Origin of the sequence: Pseudofrankia coriaricola (assembly GCF_001854805.1) — a bacterium.
Lineage (GTDB): Bacteria > Actinomycetota > Actinomycetes > Frankiales > Frankiaceae > Pseudofrankia.
Genome location: NZ_MBLO01000223.1, coordinates 137196 through 151581, shown reverse-complemented (window position 1 = coordinate 151581; position 14386 = coordinate 137196). Strand labels below are relative to the sequence as shown.

At 68.0% G+C, this 14386-nt stretch carries 10 protein-coding genes; 3 read left to right on the top strand and 7 right to left on the bottom strand.

Annotated features, from left to right (window positions below; genetic code table 11):
* Window positions 1-70: 70 nt before the first annotated feature.
* The 4 genes from BCD48_RS27745 to BCD48_RS27725 all read right to left on the bottom strand — a co-directional run bounded on the left by BCD48_RS27745 (window position 71) and on the right by BCD48_RS27725 (window position 8130).
* Window positions 71-2938, bottom strand: coding sequence for an ABC transporter permease subunit (locus BCD48_RS27745; RefSeq protein ID WP_071051329.1), 2868 nt, complete (start codon window positions 2936-2938; stop codon window positions 71-73).
* Window positions 2935-5217 carry an MFS transporter gene (locus BCD48_RS27740; protein ID WP_071051328.1) on the bottom strand — a complete coding sequence of 761 codons (2283 nt, stop codon included), beginning with the start codon at window positions 5215-5217 and terminating at the stop codon, window positions 2935-2937. The genes BCD48_RS27745 and BCD48_RS27740 overlap by 4 nt, the downstream gene beginning before the upstream one ends.
* Before the next feature lie 214 nt (window positions 5218-5431).
* Window positions 5432-6652, bottom strand: coding sequence for an ABC transporter substrate-binding protein (locus tag BCD48_RS27735; protein ID WP_071051326.1), 1221 nt, complete (start codon window positions 6650-6652; stop codon window positions 5432-5434).
* A gap of 857 nt (window positions 6653-7509) precedes the next feature.
* Window positions 7510-8130: a TetR/AcrR family transcriptional regulator gene (locus BCD48_RS27725; RefSeq protein ID WP_071051323.1), complete on the bottom strand. Its 621-nt coding sequence runs from the start codon at window positions 8128-8130 to the stop codon at window positions 7510-7512.
* Between the two features lie 277 nt (window positions 8131-8407).
* Here BCD48_RS27725 and BCD48_RS27720 point away from each other — a divergent pair, with 277 nt between their 5' ends.
* From BCD48_RS27720 to BCD48_RS27710, 3 genes are all read left to right on the top strand, one after another.
* Window positions 8408-9664: an amidohydrolase family protein gene (locus BCD48_RS27720; RefSeq protein ID WP_071051321.1), complete on the top strand. Its 1257-nt coding sequence runs from the start codon at window positions 8408-8410 to the stop codon at window positions 9662-9664.
* A 46-nt stretch (window positions 9665-9710) separates the two neighbouring features.
* A complete protein-coding gene (locus BCD48_RS27715; RefSeq protein ID WP_071051319.1) occupies window positions 9711-10151 on the top strand; it encodes a VOC family protein in 441 nt (146 codons plus the stop codon).
* A gap of 481 nt (window positions 10152-10632) precedes the next feature.
* Window positions 10633-11385, top strand: coding sequence for an LmeA family phospholipid-binding protein (locus tag BCD48_RS27710; protein WP_071051317.1), 753 nt, complete (start codon window positions 10633-10635; stop codon window positions 11383-11385).
* A gap of 74 nt (window positions 11386-11459) precedes the next feature.
* Here BCD48_RS27710 and BCD48_RS27705 read toward each other — a convergent pair whose 3' ends face one another.
* The 3 genes from BCD48_RS27705 to BCD48_RS27695 form a co-directional block, all read right to left on the bottom strand.
* On the bottom strand, window positions 11460-12401 hold the full coding sequence (locus BCD48_RS27705; RefSeq protein WP_071051315.1) for an MBL fold metallo-hydrolase: 942 nt from the start codon (window positions 12399-12401) through the stop codon (window positions 11460-11462).
* Window positions 12402-12469: 68 nt separating this feature from the next.
* Entirely contained in the window at window positions 12470-13171 is a 702-nt protein-coding gene (locus BCD48_RS27700) for a response regulator (RefSeq protein ID WP_071051313.1), read from the bottom strand.
* Window positions 13168-14334, bottom strand: coding sequence for a sensor histidine kinase (locus BCD48_RS27695; RefSeq protein WP_491677178.1), 1167 nt, complete (start codon window positions 14332-14334; stop codon window positions 13168-13170). The genes BCD48_RS27700 and BCD48_RS27695 overlap by 4 nt, the downstream gene beginning before the upstream one ends.
* Between the last annotated feature and the right edge of the window lie 52 nt (window positions 14335-14386).

Here is a 14386-nt window from a genome sequence, read left to right as displayed (position 1 = left end):
GCGCCTGGAGGTCCTGTCGCACTGCGCCGCCACCGGGCGGATACGCCCTTTCGTCGGGTTTCGTGTTCATCTAGACGGTCGGGGTGATCGCCGTGGAGGGCTGCTCGGACGCGGTCCCGACGGAAGCCGGCCGGGGTACCGACGATGAGCGGTGGAGCACGGTCGCGCTGGCCCCGAGATAGGCGTCGATCACCAGCGGATCGGCTTGGACCTCGTCCGGCGATCCGTCCGCGATGACCGTTCCGACGTCCATGACGATGACCCGGTCAGCCATGCCCATGATGAGCGGGATGTCGTGCTCGATGACCAGCATGGTCAGGTCCAGTTCGTCCTTGAGCCGGCGGAGGAGGACGCCGAGCGCCTCGGTCTCCCGCTGGGCCACCCCGGAGGACGGCTCGTCCAGCAGCAACAGCGTCGGCGCCAGGGCGATCATGCAGGCCAGCTCGGTGATCCGCCGGGTACCGGTCGACAGCTCCTGGATCTGCTTGGCCCGATAGGACCCGAGCCCCATGATGTCCACCAGGTCGCTCGCGCGCCGGGCCTTCTCCTTCTCCGTCCCGGGCAGGCCGAGAACCGAGAGGGAGAAGCTGGTGGCCAGGCGTGGTTCGAACGCCAGCCGCACCGTCTCGGTGACCGTGAGCGTCGGGAACAGCGCGGCGTCCTGGAAGGACCGGATGAGTCCCAGCCGGCCCCGCCGCTCGGGGCTCAACGACGACACGTCGTCGCCGTTGAAGAGGACCTCGCCCTGGTTGGGGCGGGTGAATCCGCTGATCAGCTCGAAGGTGGTCGTCTTGCCTGCACCGTTGGGGCCGATGAGGCCGACCACCTCTCCCTTGTGGACCGAGAGCGACACGTCCCGCACGGCGGCGATGCCCCCGAAGCTCTTCCGCAGGCCGCGGACGTCCAGCAGCGCGGTCTCCGGCCTGACCGGGACCCGCCGAGGCTCCGCCACCACGGACAGCCTCCCGGCGCGCGCGCTCTCGGAGAGGATCGGTTCCTCGGTGTCGATGTCGAGGCCGTGCCGGGCCGCGGCCCACCGGACGTAGCGCGTCCGCAACGGTTCGAGCCCCTGCGCGATGCCGCCCGGAAGGTAGAGGATGAGGATCAGCCAGCCGAGGTCGGTCGCGGCGATGCCCGCCGCGTCCAACGGGAGGAAGCGTGGCAGGCCGATGACGTAGAACGCCCCGATCAACGGTCCGATCAGAAGCCCGACACCACCGATGACCGTCATGGCGACGGTGTCGATGCTCGCCTGCACCGAGAACGTCGACGCGTCGACGCTGCTCAGCAGATGTCCATAGACGGCACCGCCGAAGCCAGCGATGAATCCGGCCAGCGCGAACCCCTGGATCTTGAGCCGCGTGACCCGCACGGTGAAGCCGCGCGCGTTGCTCTCGTTGTCCCTGACCGCGAGCAGAGCCCGGCCAAAGGCGAGACGGCGGACGTTCCAGGCGATCAGCAGGACGATGAGGAAAGCCGCCAGCGCCACGTAATAGTAGGACCGGCCCGTGTCGAGGACCTTCCCGAACACAGCGGGGCGCGGCGGCCGCACCCCGCCGCCGAGGGCCCAGTTCTGCTCCAGCCCCCAGCCGTTCGCCATGAGAGCGAAGCCGAGTGTGGTGACGGTCAGCATGAGGCCTTTGAGTCGGAGTGCGGGAACCCCGATGACCAGGGATATCGCGGCCCCGCCCAGGGCCGCGATGACCAGGGCCAGCGGGAACGGCACGCTCGAGTCGAGTTTGAACGACACGACGGCGCCGACGCCGGCCACCGCGAACTGGCCCAGGCTCAACTGACCGCTCAGTCCCGTTCCGATGCCGACCGACACGCCCACGATGGCATACGTGATCACCGTCGAGAGGGAGACCGCGCTCGCGTTCGACACCATCAGCGGGAGGAGCAGTGCCACCACCAGGCCGATCCCGGTAAGTCCCCAGCGGAAGCCCCGGACCTCGGGCAGCCGGGCGACCCTGGCCGGAAGCGGCTTCCATGACGCGACCGAGGCCCAGCTACCCTTCTCCTCCGCCCGTCCGCGCGCGCTCCGCTGGCTCAGGAGAACGACGAGGATCAGAACGTAGAACACCAGGTCGGGCAGACCGTCGGAGTTGGGGTAGTTGAACAGGACGACCTGCTGCACGACTCCGATGAGCACGCCGGCGCCGAATGCGATCGGCAGGCTGTACATCCGGGCGATGACGCCGGCGGTGAGCGCCCGCAGCAACAGCGGCGGCCCGAAGTCGGTGGACGAGGAGAAACCGGAGGCGGGAATCACCAGCAGCGCGGTCAGCGCGGACAGGACACCGGCCAGGACCCAGGACAGGCTGGACATGTTCTGTACGGAAATGCCGGCCAGCCGGGCCGATTCCGGGTTCGCGGACGAGCACCGGATACCGAGCCCGAAGCGGCTGTAGCGCAGGAAGAGGGTGAGCGCCGCCACCGTCGCCGGACCGAGGATGAGCATGGCCGTGTAGGCCTCGTCGATGCGCAGGTCGCCCAGGTTGATCACCGGCATCCCGGGAGGGCTCGGCAGAGTCACCCCGCTGAAGGCGCTGGAGTCCACCACCGAGGCAACCTCGGTCAGGAACGCGCCGACGCCCAGCGTCGCGACGATGCTCATGACCGGAGTGGTATTCCGTAGACGGCGTATGACCACGAGCTCGGTGGCCCCGGCGGCCAGGCCGCCGGCGGCCAGGCCGGGGATCAGCGCCACGTAGTAGGGAATATGGAATTTGTGGGTGAGCAGGCTCAGGACCGCGACCCCGAAGGCGCCCATCTGGCCGTGCGCAAAGTTGATGATGCGGCTCGTCCGGTAGATGAGGACCAACCCGACGGCCAGGAGGCCGAACGTCAGTCCGGAAAGCATGCCGAGCACCACGGCCGACAGCGGCACGTGGAACCCGTGGACCGCCACGTCCGGCAGTGCAGAGAGCGATGTCATGCGCCGTTCCCGCCTTGAGAGGCCGCTCCGAGAAACACCGCGCGGAGCAGGTCGTCACGGGCCAGCAGATCCGCCGATGAGCCGTCGAACCGGACCTGGCCCTTCTCCATGAAGTACGCATGGTTCACGACACCCAGCGCGAGCGATATGGACTGTTCGACCAGCACCACCGCGGTGCCCGCCGCATTGATCTGGCGAACCATGTCCAGCAGACGGTCGACGACGATAGGCGCCAGCCCGAGCGACAGCTCGTCGATCAGCAACAGCCGTGGTTTCAGGATGAACGCCTTCGAGAGTGCCAGCATCTGTTGTTCGCCGCCGGACAGCGTCAGCGCCGGCTGGTTACGTCGCTCGGCCAGCCTGGGGAACATCTCGAAACATTCTTCGATGGCCGCGTCGAGGCGTTTCTTGTCCCGGCCCAGGCTGAAACCCAGGCCCCGCAGGTTTTCGGCCACGGTCAGCGGCCCGAACACGGCCCGACCGCCCGGTATCTGTGTGATCCCACGGCTGACCCGCTTCTCAGCGTCGACAAAGGTGATGTCGTCGCCTCGTAGCCGCACGGAGCCGGCGCTGGGCATTCCGAGCCCGGAGATCACCTTCAGCAGGCTCGACTTCCCCGCGCCGTTGACGCCGAGCAGCGCCAGCATCTCGCCGTCGCGCACGGTGAAGTCGACCCCGAACAGCACCTGGAGCTGACCGTAGGAGAAGTCGATCCCGCGGCACGCGAGCAGCGGCAGTTCCGGCTGGCCGCTGACGGCCAGATCGCGGACCCCCTCGTCCTCGAGGATCTCGCTGACGACCGAGTCCAGGTCCCCGGTCACGCTCTTCGCGCCCCGCCCCAGCAGAGCGGCGGCGCCCAGCGCGGGCACGACCAGCGTGGCGATCGCCGCGGCGGCCGAGTACCTGGACTCGATGTCGCCAAGGAGGATGGTGCCGCCCTCCCCGCCCACCAGCCCGAAGTAGACCGCCCCCAGCGACACGGCAATCGACCTGGCCCGTGGCCGGACGATCGACATCATGACCAGGCTCAGCGCCGCGACGGCGACGGCCTCAGAGGCGAACACGATGGAGAAGCCGGCGAGGCTCACTCCCAGAACGGGGATCACGGCGAGGACGAGACCGCCCGCGAGGAACACCAACGCCCAGGCGACCATCCTGACCAGCTGGGCCGGCTCCCGCCGCCAGATCTTCTCCCCTCGACGCGAGTAGTACCACAGCGCTGGCAGCGCCAACAGCCAGCTCGCGGCGAAGAAGGTCGCGCGCTCGGAGGTGGTCAGGCTGAACTGCTCCTTCAGCCAGAACCCCTGGTAGGTGACGACCGGGTTGACTGCCACCCCCAGCACGGCCCACACCGACAGCAGCCGCCGCACCGTGCGGATCGTCCACACCCGTCGCAGCGCCTCCCAGAACGTCAGCTCGGTGGCGTCTTCCCGACGCGGCGGCGGGCCGGACTGGTCCGTCCGCATCAGACCGGCCACCTGGTCGGAGTCGTGGCGTCCGTAGCCGGGCTCGCGAAGGCACAGGCCAATCAGCGACGCCGCGAGGAAGACGACTCCGGCCACCAACAGGACGCCGCGCCAGGACAGCCCCACTGGCCCGGCCAGGATCGCGACCAGGGCCGGGCCGAGAATCGCGCCGATGACGCCGGCGCCGCGGTGGAAGCTCAGCGCCCGCAGCCTGGCGGCGGGCGGATAGGAGTCCATGATCATTGGGCGGTGCGCGGAGTAGACCACCGCGGCCCCGGCGCCCGAGCTGCCGATCACGGTCGTCATCGCCGGCACCCACGTCACGATGCTGCCCAGCACCAGCGACGGGCCGTACTGGAATCCCAGGTTTTTGGAGATCATGACGCGCTGACTGCGCTTGTAGAAGATCGCCGCGAACTGCAGGGCCGTCAGCCCGACAAAGGTCTGGCGCTGGGTGGCCAGCATCGCGTAGGTGCTGGCATCGACGCCCAGCGAACTGCTGATGTCAGGGCCGAGCGCGGTGACCAGGTACGCCGTCGCCTCATCCAGCGCCGCGAACAGGCTCAGCGCGATCAGCAGGTACCAGCCGGTGCCCGAAGCGGCAATGTCGGCTCCCAGGGACCGGATCTGCCCGGCCTCACCGCTGGCTCCGGTGAGGAGCAGGCGCCTTCCTTCGGCTCGCCGCTGCCGCACCCGAGCGATGACGCCCGACATGACGTCGAGCCCGCCGTCGTCCAGCGCCGTGTCCGCGTCGGCGGAGGCGCTCTCTGCGCGGGCCACGCTCACGACGCCGGCGTCGCCGCCCGTCATCATGAACAGGCTCCTCGCGACGCCGCCAGCGCCGGACGGAACCCGACCTTGGCGATCCAGGGTGATGGCGCCGGGGTGAAAAGGGCGGTGCTTAGATACCAGCTGTTACTCATCAAGACTCTCCCGGACGCTCTGTCGCTCCTGGGTGTCGCGGGCATCAGCACGGCGGCGGTCGCCAGCCCCGGAACGGGCCGAACGACCGCCGCCTCCCTGTTTGTCAACTGGTTGTCGTGAACGCGCTGGCTGGTAGCGGGCCCCCGCTGTACTGGAAGCACGTGCAACTGGGCGTGTACTTCAGGAGCTTGGCGATGGTGACCCCGTCGCGGCGGCCGCCGGAGTAGTCGGGCGGTCCGAGCAGCTCCGCGCTCGGGATGTTCTTGGCCTTTCCGAGTCCCGTGATGGCGTCCTGCGGCGTCAGCTTTCCGCCCGCGTTCACCCCGGCCGTGAAGACCAGCAGCTGGTCGCACATGTTCCAGAAGAACTGGGCCTGTGACGGGCTGGCGCCCGAGGCCTCCATGATCTTGTTGCACAGGGCGCCCGTGGCGTTGACCGGCGGGTTGACCGCGTCGGCCGACGGGTACCAACCCACCGCCATCGAGTTCGCGTATCGGACTTCCTGGTCCGGGTCGGTCTTGTTCCCGGCGTATGCCCGCTGCGCGGGCAGCTCATTGGTCGTGAAGCCCAGCTTCGGGAAGTACTTCTGGGTCGACGCGGCCTGGGTGAACGGCCGTAGCGTGCCGCCCTGCGTGTCCAGGAAGAGGACGTGGTCGATTCCCTGCTGCTTGAAGCGAAGCACGGCGCTGCTGATCGCCTGCTGGGTGGGGCCGATGTCGTTGACTCCCGACACGGGCTTCACCAGCTGCTGGTCGGTGATCGTGAGACCGTGGCTGGCGAGCGCCGGCTTCAGCGACTCGTCGATGGCGCGCGTGAACGGGTCGGTGTTGTAGCCGACGAGGCCGATCTTGGGGTTCTGCCCGAAGAAGCCGCCCTGGAACAGGCCGTTCACCTGGAGAGCCGCCGCCCGGGTGAGGCTGAGCGCGCCCGCCGTGGCGTACAGCGGACGCTGTTGGAAGTAGGTGTCGTCCGCGGCGAGGCTTCCGCCGGCCGCGTCAAAGGCGATGACGTTCGCGGACTGCAGGCAGGAGACGATGGTGTCGCTGTGGTTCGGCAGGTCCATCACGGCGAACACGTGATGGTCCTGGGTGAACTGCGTGCACATCTCCTGCTCGGACGAGTCGCCCGCCGCCCTGGTCGCGTCGAGAGGGTAGAACACCGGCTGGATCTTGCGACCTAACAACCCGCCGTGGTTGTTCACATAGTCGGCGAGCGCCTGGTAGTAGGCCTTCGTCTCCTCGTCCGTGGGTGGCGCCGCGCCACTCGACCCCAGCGAGCCGCCCAGAAGCTTGGCTAATGCCTGGAGGTTGGATGGGAAAGGCATGCCGATCTCGACAGGCGCACCCGAGGCCGCCGACGCCGTCCCGCTCGAGGCTGAGGAGCCGTTCCCCGACGAGCCGCAGGCGGCCATGGTCACCGCGGCCGTCACCACGATGGCGAGCGCGCCGGCCCGCCGGCCACGCGTCCGCCGAGACCACGGCCCCCGGGTACCGCTCCCGATCGGAGACCGGCGGACCGGGCCGCGCCATCGGCCAAGGCGCCTCTTGGCCTCGACATTGTTGCCCTGATCAGCCATTGCATTCCGTCCTTGTGTCGGCCGACCTCTGTCAATGTGATGCGGGACACTACAAGTGAGAACTCACTCGGTCAAGAAGCGCGAGAACCTCATGATCAAATTTTCGGTGGAACCTACCCGGCAAGTGCCCAACCGGCAACTGTAAGTGTTGTGAGCGCTACGGACGGTATCGAGCGGTCGGGCTATGAAGCCGGCGTGCCGTCCTCTGGCGCCAGGGTACCTTCGAGCGCTTCTCCCGGCAGCTGGTAACCGCGTGTTACGTCTACCTGACCGTCGAGTATCTGACCGGCGAGCGGCGACGCGACCTGCGGCCTGTCCACGTCCGCGTGGCCGGGGCCCGGCCACGCACAGTCCGTGCGGGACCGGGCGGCACGTCCTCGACCGAGTGAGTTCTCACTTGTATGGTCAGGTGCCGTGGGCAGATCGGGGAGGCTATGTCGCACGAGTCTGCGTCGTCCATCGCCGCGCTGACAGCCACCGAACAGATCGCGCTGAGTGGCGGCGGCGGTATGTGGACCACCAGGGCTGTCGGGCCGGTGCTGGGCGCCGTGGGCGGCTGCCGTCCGGCCGCGGCGAGAATCGTGGCCACGGTCGGACCGCGTCAGTCAGGAGTCGTCCGAATCCGAATCCGACCGGCGGATGCCGTGCAGCATCAACGAAACAATCTCGGGCGCCTGCAGGGGCCGCTGGAAGAAGAGCTGATTCGAACCGGTCATCGTCAGGACCAGGAAGGCCTGACTGGCGACCGCGGGATCAATGCGTAGATCATCTCTGGACGGCTCGAACAGCGCCGGCAGGATCTCCCGCGCGATGAAGTCACCCGAATAGCGCTGAGGAAGCCGCCCCCGGACCGCCTCGAGCTGCAGTGTGCCCGAGAACTCCCAGAGCGTCGCCATCAGACCGGTGAGAATCTCGGCCGCCTGGGCCAGCCGGTCCTCCAGCGGGAGCGACCGGTCGATCTGAGACAGCCGCTCCAGCGCGGGGGCGGCGTCGAGCGCGACCTGAAGAGTCGCCAGCAGGATCTCTTCCTTGTTCTTGAAGACGCTGAAGACCGTCCCGTCGGACACGCCGGAGGCGGCGACGATCTCCTTGGTCGTTACAGACCAGCCTCGCGTACGCAGGAGCGGAATGGTCGCCTTGATGATGGCGGCACGCCGCTCCTCCGGTGTCTTCGGGCTGGCCCTGCGCCTGCCGGAGGCAGCGGATGCGTGTGAGTGCTGACTCATTCGCGTGAGTGTACTGCCGCCGAGCGATCCACGCCGTTCATGATCCGGCCGGCGCGCGGGAACGGGCGAGGCGGAGCGCGGGCCGTCGCCAGCGCCGCGGCCGGGGCGGAGCAGCGGCGACAGACCGGCCTCGGCATGGGCTCGCCTGTCGGGCCGCCAGCGGCCCTGGGCCGGCTCCAGGTGGGTGCCGCGGAGGAGGCACGGTTGACCGAGTGAGTTCTCACTCGTAACCTACGGACGACCTTCCCCGATTCACGCCGAGGTTTGGAGAACGCCGGTGGACGAGTGGATCATCTCGGTGGACGACCACCTGATCGAGCCGCCGAACGTCTGGACGGATCGGCTGCCCGCCAAGTACCGCGACACCGGCCCCCGGTGGGTCAGTGACGAGCACGGGGAGTCGTGGCTGTTCGAGGAGACCAGGCGGATTCCCCTGGACGCCATGGGCACCGGGGGGGCCATCTGGCCGAAGGAAAACCGGCCGCAGATGTTCACTCCGCTGTCCTGGAGCGAGGTTGCGCCGGCGTGCTACGACCCCAAGGCCCGCGTCGAGGCCATGAACACCGACCGCGAGCTGGCGGCGTTGTGCTTCCCCAACATGGCCGGCTTCGCCGGAAGCCTGTTCCAGCGCGCGAAGGACAAGGACCTGGCTCTCCTCTGTATCCAGGCCTACAACGACTGGTACCTCGACGAGTGGGTGGCCGCCTACCCCGGCCGGTTCATCGGCATGGGCCTGGTGCCCTTCTGGGACGGCGACCTCGCCGCGGCCGAGGCGGAGCGGGTCATCGAGAAGGGTGCCCGAGCGCTCTCGATCAGCCAGGCGCCACACAAGATCGGCTTCCCGTCGGTCACCGACCCGCACTGGGATCCCCTCCTCTCGGTGATGAACGACGCGCGCCTGTCGCTGTGCATGCACCTCGGCAGTGGCATGAGCGCGGTCGAGGAGGACTCCAGCGCCGACTGGACGACGCGCATGCGGGATGCGATCAAGAACAACGACCTCAGTGAGGTCGCCAAGCGGGCCGGCATCAGCACCGAAGAGATGAACCGGAAGCGCAAGATGCTGCCGGGCACCAGCACCTCGCTCCTCGGTGCGCGCATGGGCTCGGCGAGCCTGACCGACTGGCTGGAGAGCGACAACTTCGAGCGTTACCCGAACCTCAAGCTCGTGCTGTCGGAGAACGGCGTCGGCTGGATTCCTTCCGTGCTCTCCCTCGCCGACTGGACGGAGACGCTGAACCGAACGGCCGAGCCCAAGGAGGGCCCGCTGCCGAGCGACATCTTCCGGGAGCACATCTTCGGCTGCTTCATCCACGAGCCGATCACGTCGAAGCTCATCGACGAGATCGGCGCCGACAACATCATGGTGGAGACCGACTTCCCCCACACCGCGACCAACTGGCCGCACTCACTGGACCGCGTCCGTGAGTGCGTCGCCGGCCTGCCCGCCGACGTACAGCACAAGATCATTCGCGGGAACGCCGAGCGGGTCTTCGACTTCGTCCCGTCGGAGCCCCCAGCCCTGGTGGCGTAGCGTCAGCGTCGGCCGAGGTCGGGAGCGATGTGGCGAGGGGAACCCGGTGAATCAGACACCCGTCGAGGTCATCTGCTTCTCACACCTGGGGATAACGGTCGCGGACATCTCCGCCTCGGTCGACTTCTACACCCGGGTCCTCGGGTTCGTCCGCCGGTTCACGGACGAGCGGGACGGATGGACCCGGGTCGGGCTAGAGATGAACGGCACGATCGTCGAACTGTTCAGCCCCCATGTCACGGACGCCCTCGGGCGCGGCATCGACCCCTTCTACCCGAAGGATCTCGGGCGTCCCAAGATCGCGCTGACCGTCGCCGACGCCGCGGCGACCTACCAGAAACTGATCGACGCGGGCATCACCCCGATGTGCCCCGTCACGACCACCCGAGTTTCGGCGTTCTTCTTCATCGCCGATCCAGATGGGACCCCCATCCAGCTGCAGGAGTTCCTCGACGGTCAGCAACGAGTGGCCGAGTTGTTCGCGTAGTCCGGCACCACGCCACCGAGCACAGATCTGTCCCGCCACCTCGCAGCCCTGGGCGGTGAGGGGAGATCGCTGGATCGACCTCCGCGAGTCTCATCCTGGTGAGCGCCGCACCGTCCCGGTGACTGGCCCACGGCAGCGGATCAAGCCACTTCGCTGGATCGGCCGGGCGAGGCATGCACACGCCCCGAAGGACCTCGAACGCCTGACGATCGGCCGGCCTGCGGCATACATCGCAGGTCTTACCCTGGCCGGAAGAATCAGCCCGCGGACTCATGCGAGTGCATACCGCCATCGGCATAAATGAGGCGTCAGGAGAGCGCGACGAGGACGGGACGTGCCGATGACCGACGCCCACGGGCCGAGTACTAGCCTTGACGATACTGGTGCTGACACGACAGTTCCGATCATCATTCCTCGGTCTCGCCACTGGCTTCGACGCCAGTTCCGACGCCGGTGGACGCGGATCATCGCGATCATCGTCGTGGTACTGATCGTGCTCTTCCCGATCGTCGACCGTGTCACGGTGGCGTTGGCCGAGAAACAGATGGCGAAGCAGCTCGAGACGAGCGTCGCGGCCACCCTCGACTGCGGCCTGCCCCCGCCGACCGTGCGGCGGGTTCATATTGGCGGCTTCCCGTTCCTGACTCAGATTGCGTTCGGGAAGTTCAAGGACATCAGTCTCGCGGTCGATGGCCTGGCGACGCCCGGCCCCCGGATCTCCTCGCTGGACGCGGACATCAAGGGGATTCATGTTCCGATTTTCAGCATGCTCACCGGCCGTGACGGACAGATCTCGATCGACGAGGTTCGCGCCACCGTCGGGATGACCTACGACGATCTGAACGCCTTCCTCGCGAGCATGCCCGGCAAGATCCAGGTGAATCCGGAGGATGGCGGCCGCAGCGTCGAGATCTCCGGCACGGCCGACCTGCCAGTGCTCGGAACCCAGCAGGTCGACGGTGTCACCACCTTCGAGGTCCGCGACAACAAGATCACCCTGGTGCCATCACACCTGACGCTCAGCGGAACGATCAACCTCAGTATCCCGATCCCGCTGGGCCAGCTACTTCCGTCGATCCCGATTCCGGTCGGCGGCCTGCCGTTCGACCTGAACGTCGTCTCAGCGTCCACGAACGCCTCCGGACTGCTGCTCACCGCGACCGCCGAGCACATCGTCCCCCCGTCCGGGAAGCTGCCCGAGCAGAACTGCACGCCGTCCGCCGCTCAGGGATGATCCGGGCGGCGGCACGGCGCCGGCAGTGCGTCGCGGTCGGTTGGCTTGTCACGGCTTCCGCTGGTGTCGCGCGCTCAGGTGGCTCGCGACCCACGCTCCTCGGTGCCCTGGGCATCGCCGGACGCCGACTCCTGATCATCGAACGGAGCGCCTCCGGGTACGAAGTACACCTCGTCGCCGTCGGCGGCGAGACGGCCGTAGTGGGGTGCCGGGAAGTGCGCCGGAAACAGGAAGGCTCCCTCGTCGAGGGCTCTGCGCACCAGTCGCTGCCGGGTCTCGACGGCAGTGGCCAGATCGTCGCACCCGGGTAGATGGAGGTCCGGCCGGGTCAGCTGGACCGGGTGGTGGAAGACATCCCCGCTGAAGTACGCCCGGGCGCCGCCGGAGGCAAGGCTCAGCATCGCGTGCCCGGTCGTGTGGCCCGGCGCCGGCTCGACCCGCAGGCTCGGCGAGACCTCGTAGGGGGCGGACACGATCCGAGCCAGTCCCGCGTCGACGACCGGGCGCACACATTCATCGAAGACGTTGGGATTGAACTCGTTGGCATGCCGGTCCGGATTCGCGGTGTCCCACCGCCGGTACTCCCGGTCGACGAACAGGTAGCTGGCGTTGGGGAAGGTCGGCACCCATGCACCGTCGACCTGCCTCGTGTTCCAACCGCAGTGGTCGTGGTGGAGATGGGTGCAGAACACGACGTCGACCGTCTCGACCGTCACGCCGGTGCGGGCGAGGTACTCCAGATACGGGACGTCCAGGTCGTCGAAAAAATGCCCCCTGCCCTTCCGGCCGTTGCCGGTGCAGGGATCGACGAGAACCGTGAGGCCGTCAACCCGGACGACCCAGCTGTGGTTGGAGAACTGGAACGTCCTGGACCTGCCGCCCAGGAATCCGTCAGGCAGCGGGGATACCCGGCGGGCAAGAAGGGCGTCGTCGTCGGTGAGAAGACGAAGCGAGACCGGCAGCGTCTGTTCCTCCACCCGGTCGACGAGCGCGCTACCCAGTCTGATCGCAGGCATGCCGTCAGGTTATCAACGAGACGCGACGCGCAATGGGTGCCGGCGGACGGAGCGACGATGCTGGACGTTCAGCGGGTTGGCTCACCGAACGTGTCGCGGCTCGGTTGGCCGTCGACTATCAGGCCGTTCTGGTAGGCGAAGATGACCGCCTGTACGCGGTCGCGAAGTTCGAGCTTGGCCAGGATGCGGGTGATGTGCGTCTTGACGGTCGCCTCGGAGAGAAAGAGACGCTCCGCGATCTCCGCATTGGTCAGGCCGGCCGCGACCTCGAGGAGGACCTCGCGCTCGCGTCGCGTCAGCGCCGCGGCCGGGTCCGGCTCGTGTGCGCGTTCGCTGGCGGTCTGGAGGCTCGCGGCGTGGCGGTTGAGCAACTCGCGGGTGATGCGAGGAGACACGACGGCGTCGCCGGCCGCGACCGCGCGCACGGCGTCGACGAGCTCCTCCGGGCGTACGTCCTTGAGAAGAAACCCGCTCGCTCCTGCTCTCAGCGCGGCGAAGGCGTACTCGTCGAGGTCGAAGGTGGTGAGCACCAGTACGCGGCCGGCGGCGCGGTTCGCGCAGATACGCCGAGTGGCCTCGACCCCGTCCATGCCGGGCATGCGGACGTCCATCAGCACCACGTCGGGGCTGAGCTGCTCGGCGACGCGGACACCCGTGGCCCCGTCGCCCGCCTCGCCGACGACGCGGAATTCGTCGGTGGCGTTCAGCACCATCCGAAACCCCATCCGCACCAGCGGCTGGTCGTCCACGACGACGATGCTGATGGTCATGCGACCACTTCGTGCAGCCGCATGGTGGCGCGCAACTCCCAGCCACCCGGCGACGCCGGGCCCCAGGACAGGTCGCCGTCGTACAGGGCTATCCGCTCGAGCATGCCCCGCAGGCCGTGGCCACCCGGGGTGGGCGTGCGGCGGGTCGTGATGCCATCGTCGCGAACAGTAATAGCGATTTCGTCACCCTGCCAGCTCAGCTCGACATCGACCCGCGTCGGGCGTACCGCGTGCTTGAGCACGTTGGTGATGCTCTCCTGCACCAGACGGAAAATCGTGGACTCGGCGGTGGTGGGGAGCGGCCGTGGGGCGCCACGGACAGTGAAGCGGACGGGCAGACCGGTGGCGCGGACATCGTCGAGCAGCGTGTCCAGCTGGTCGAATCCTGGCTGCGGGGCCATCTCAAGGGCCGGTACGTCCATGGGCCCTTGGACCTCCCGCAGGACGCCGAGGAGGCGACGCATCTCGGCGAGCGCCTGACGACTGGTCGACGCGACCTGCTCCATCGCCTCCGTCGCGGTGTCCGGCTCAGTACGGCCAACGACCACGGCACCATCCGCGAGACGGATCACCACCGAGAGACTATGGGCGATGACGTCATGCATCTCGCGGGCGATCCGAGCCCGCTCCGCGGTGGCCGCGAGCTGCGCCTGATGATCGCGCTCCCGCTCGGCTCGCCTGGCCCTGTCCTCCAGCGATGCCAGGTACTGGCGGCGGGAGTGAACCGCCATACCCAGAAAGATCGCCGCCGCGACGAGGCTGTTCACGAAGATGAACGAGCCGAGGACGCTGTTGGCGAGCGGGGCAAGCCTGATCGAGGCCACCACAGCCACGGCCTCGATCAGCGTCGCGTTCAGGGCCCTGTGACGACGTCGACCGTGGGCGGCGATCGTGTATATGGCTACCAGTAGCGCGGAGGCGGCAGCGAGCCGGACGCCGACAGACTCCTGAACGACCACGGCCACCGCGACAACGACGAACACCGCCTGCGGATCGTGGCGGCGCAGGAAGAGCGGCAGAACCATACACTGCGCCAACAGCCACCCCCACCAGGGAATCCCGGGGCGGATCGCATCACCGACGGTCAGCGCCTCTAGAGCGAGGGGGGCGGGGAGGTCGGCCAGCCACGGCCACCGTCGCCTGGCGCGAGCCCACCATCCCACCTCCACCGGGGAACCTCGTTTCCGTGTTGGATATTGGACGGCTATCGGCTAT

Coding starts and splice junctions, on each gene's coding strand:
- BCD48_RS27745 (WP_071051329.1), bottom strand. CDS start 2,938: ATGACATCGCTCTCTGCACTGCCGGACGTGGCGGTCCACGGGTTCCAC.
- BCD48_RS27740 (WP_071051328.1), bottom strand. CDS start 5,217: ATGATGACGGGCGGCGACGCCGGCGTCGTGAGCGTGGCCCGCGCAGAG.
- BCD48_RS27735 (WP_071051326.1), bottom strand. CDS start 6,652: ATGCCTTTCCCATCCAACCTCCAGGCATTAGCCAAGCTTCTGGGCGGC.
- BCD48_RS27725 (WP_071051323.1), bottom strand. CDS start 8,130: ATGAGTCAGCACTCACACGCATCCGCTGCCTCCGGCAGGCGCAGGGCC.
- BCD48_RS27705 (WP_071051315.1), bottom strand. CDS start 12,401: ATGCCTGCGATCAGACTGGGTAGCGCGCTCGTCGACCGGGTGGAGGAA.
- BCD48_RS27700 (WP_071051313.1), bottom strand. CDS start 13,171: ATGACCATCAGCATCGTCGTCGTGGACGACCAGCCGCTGGTGCGGATG.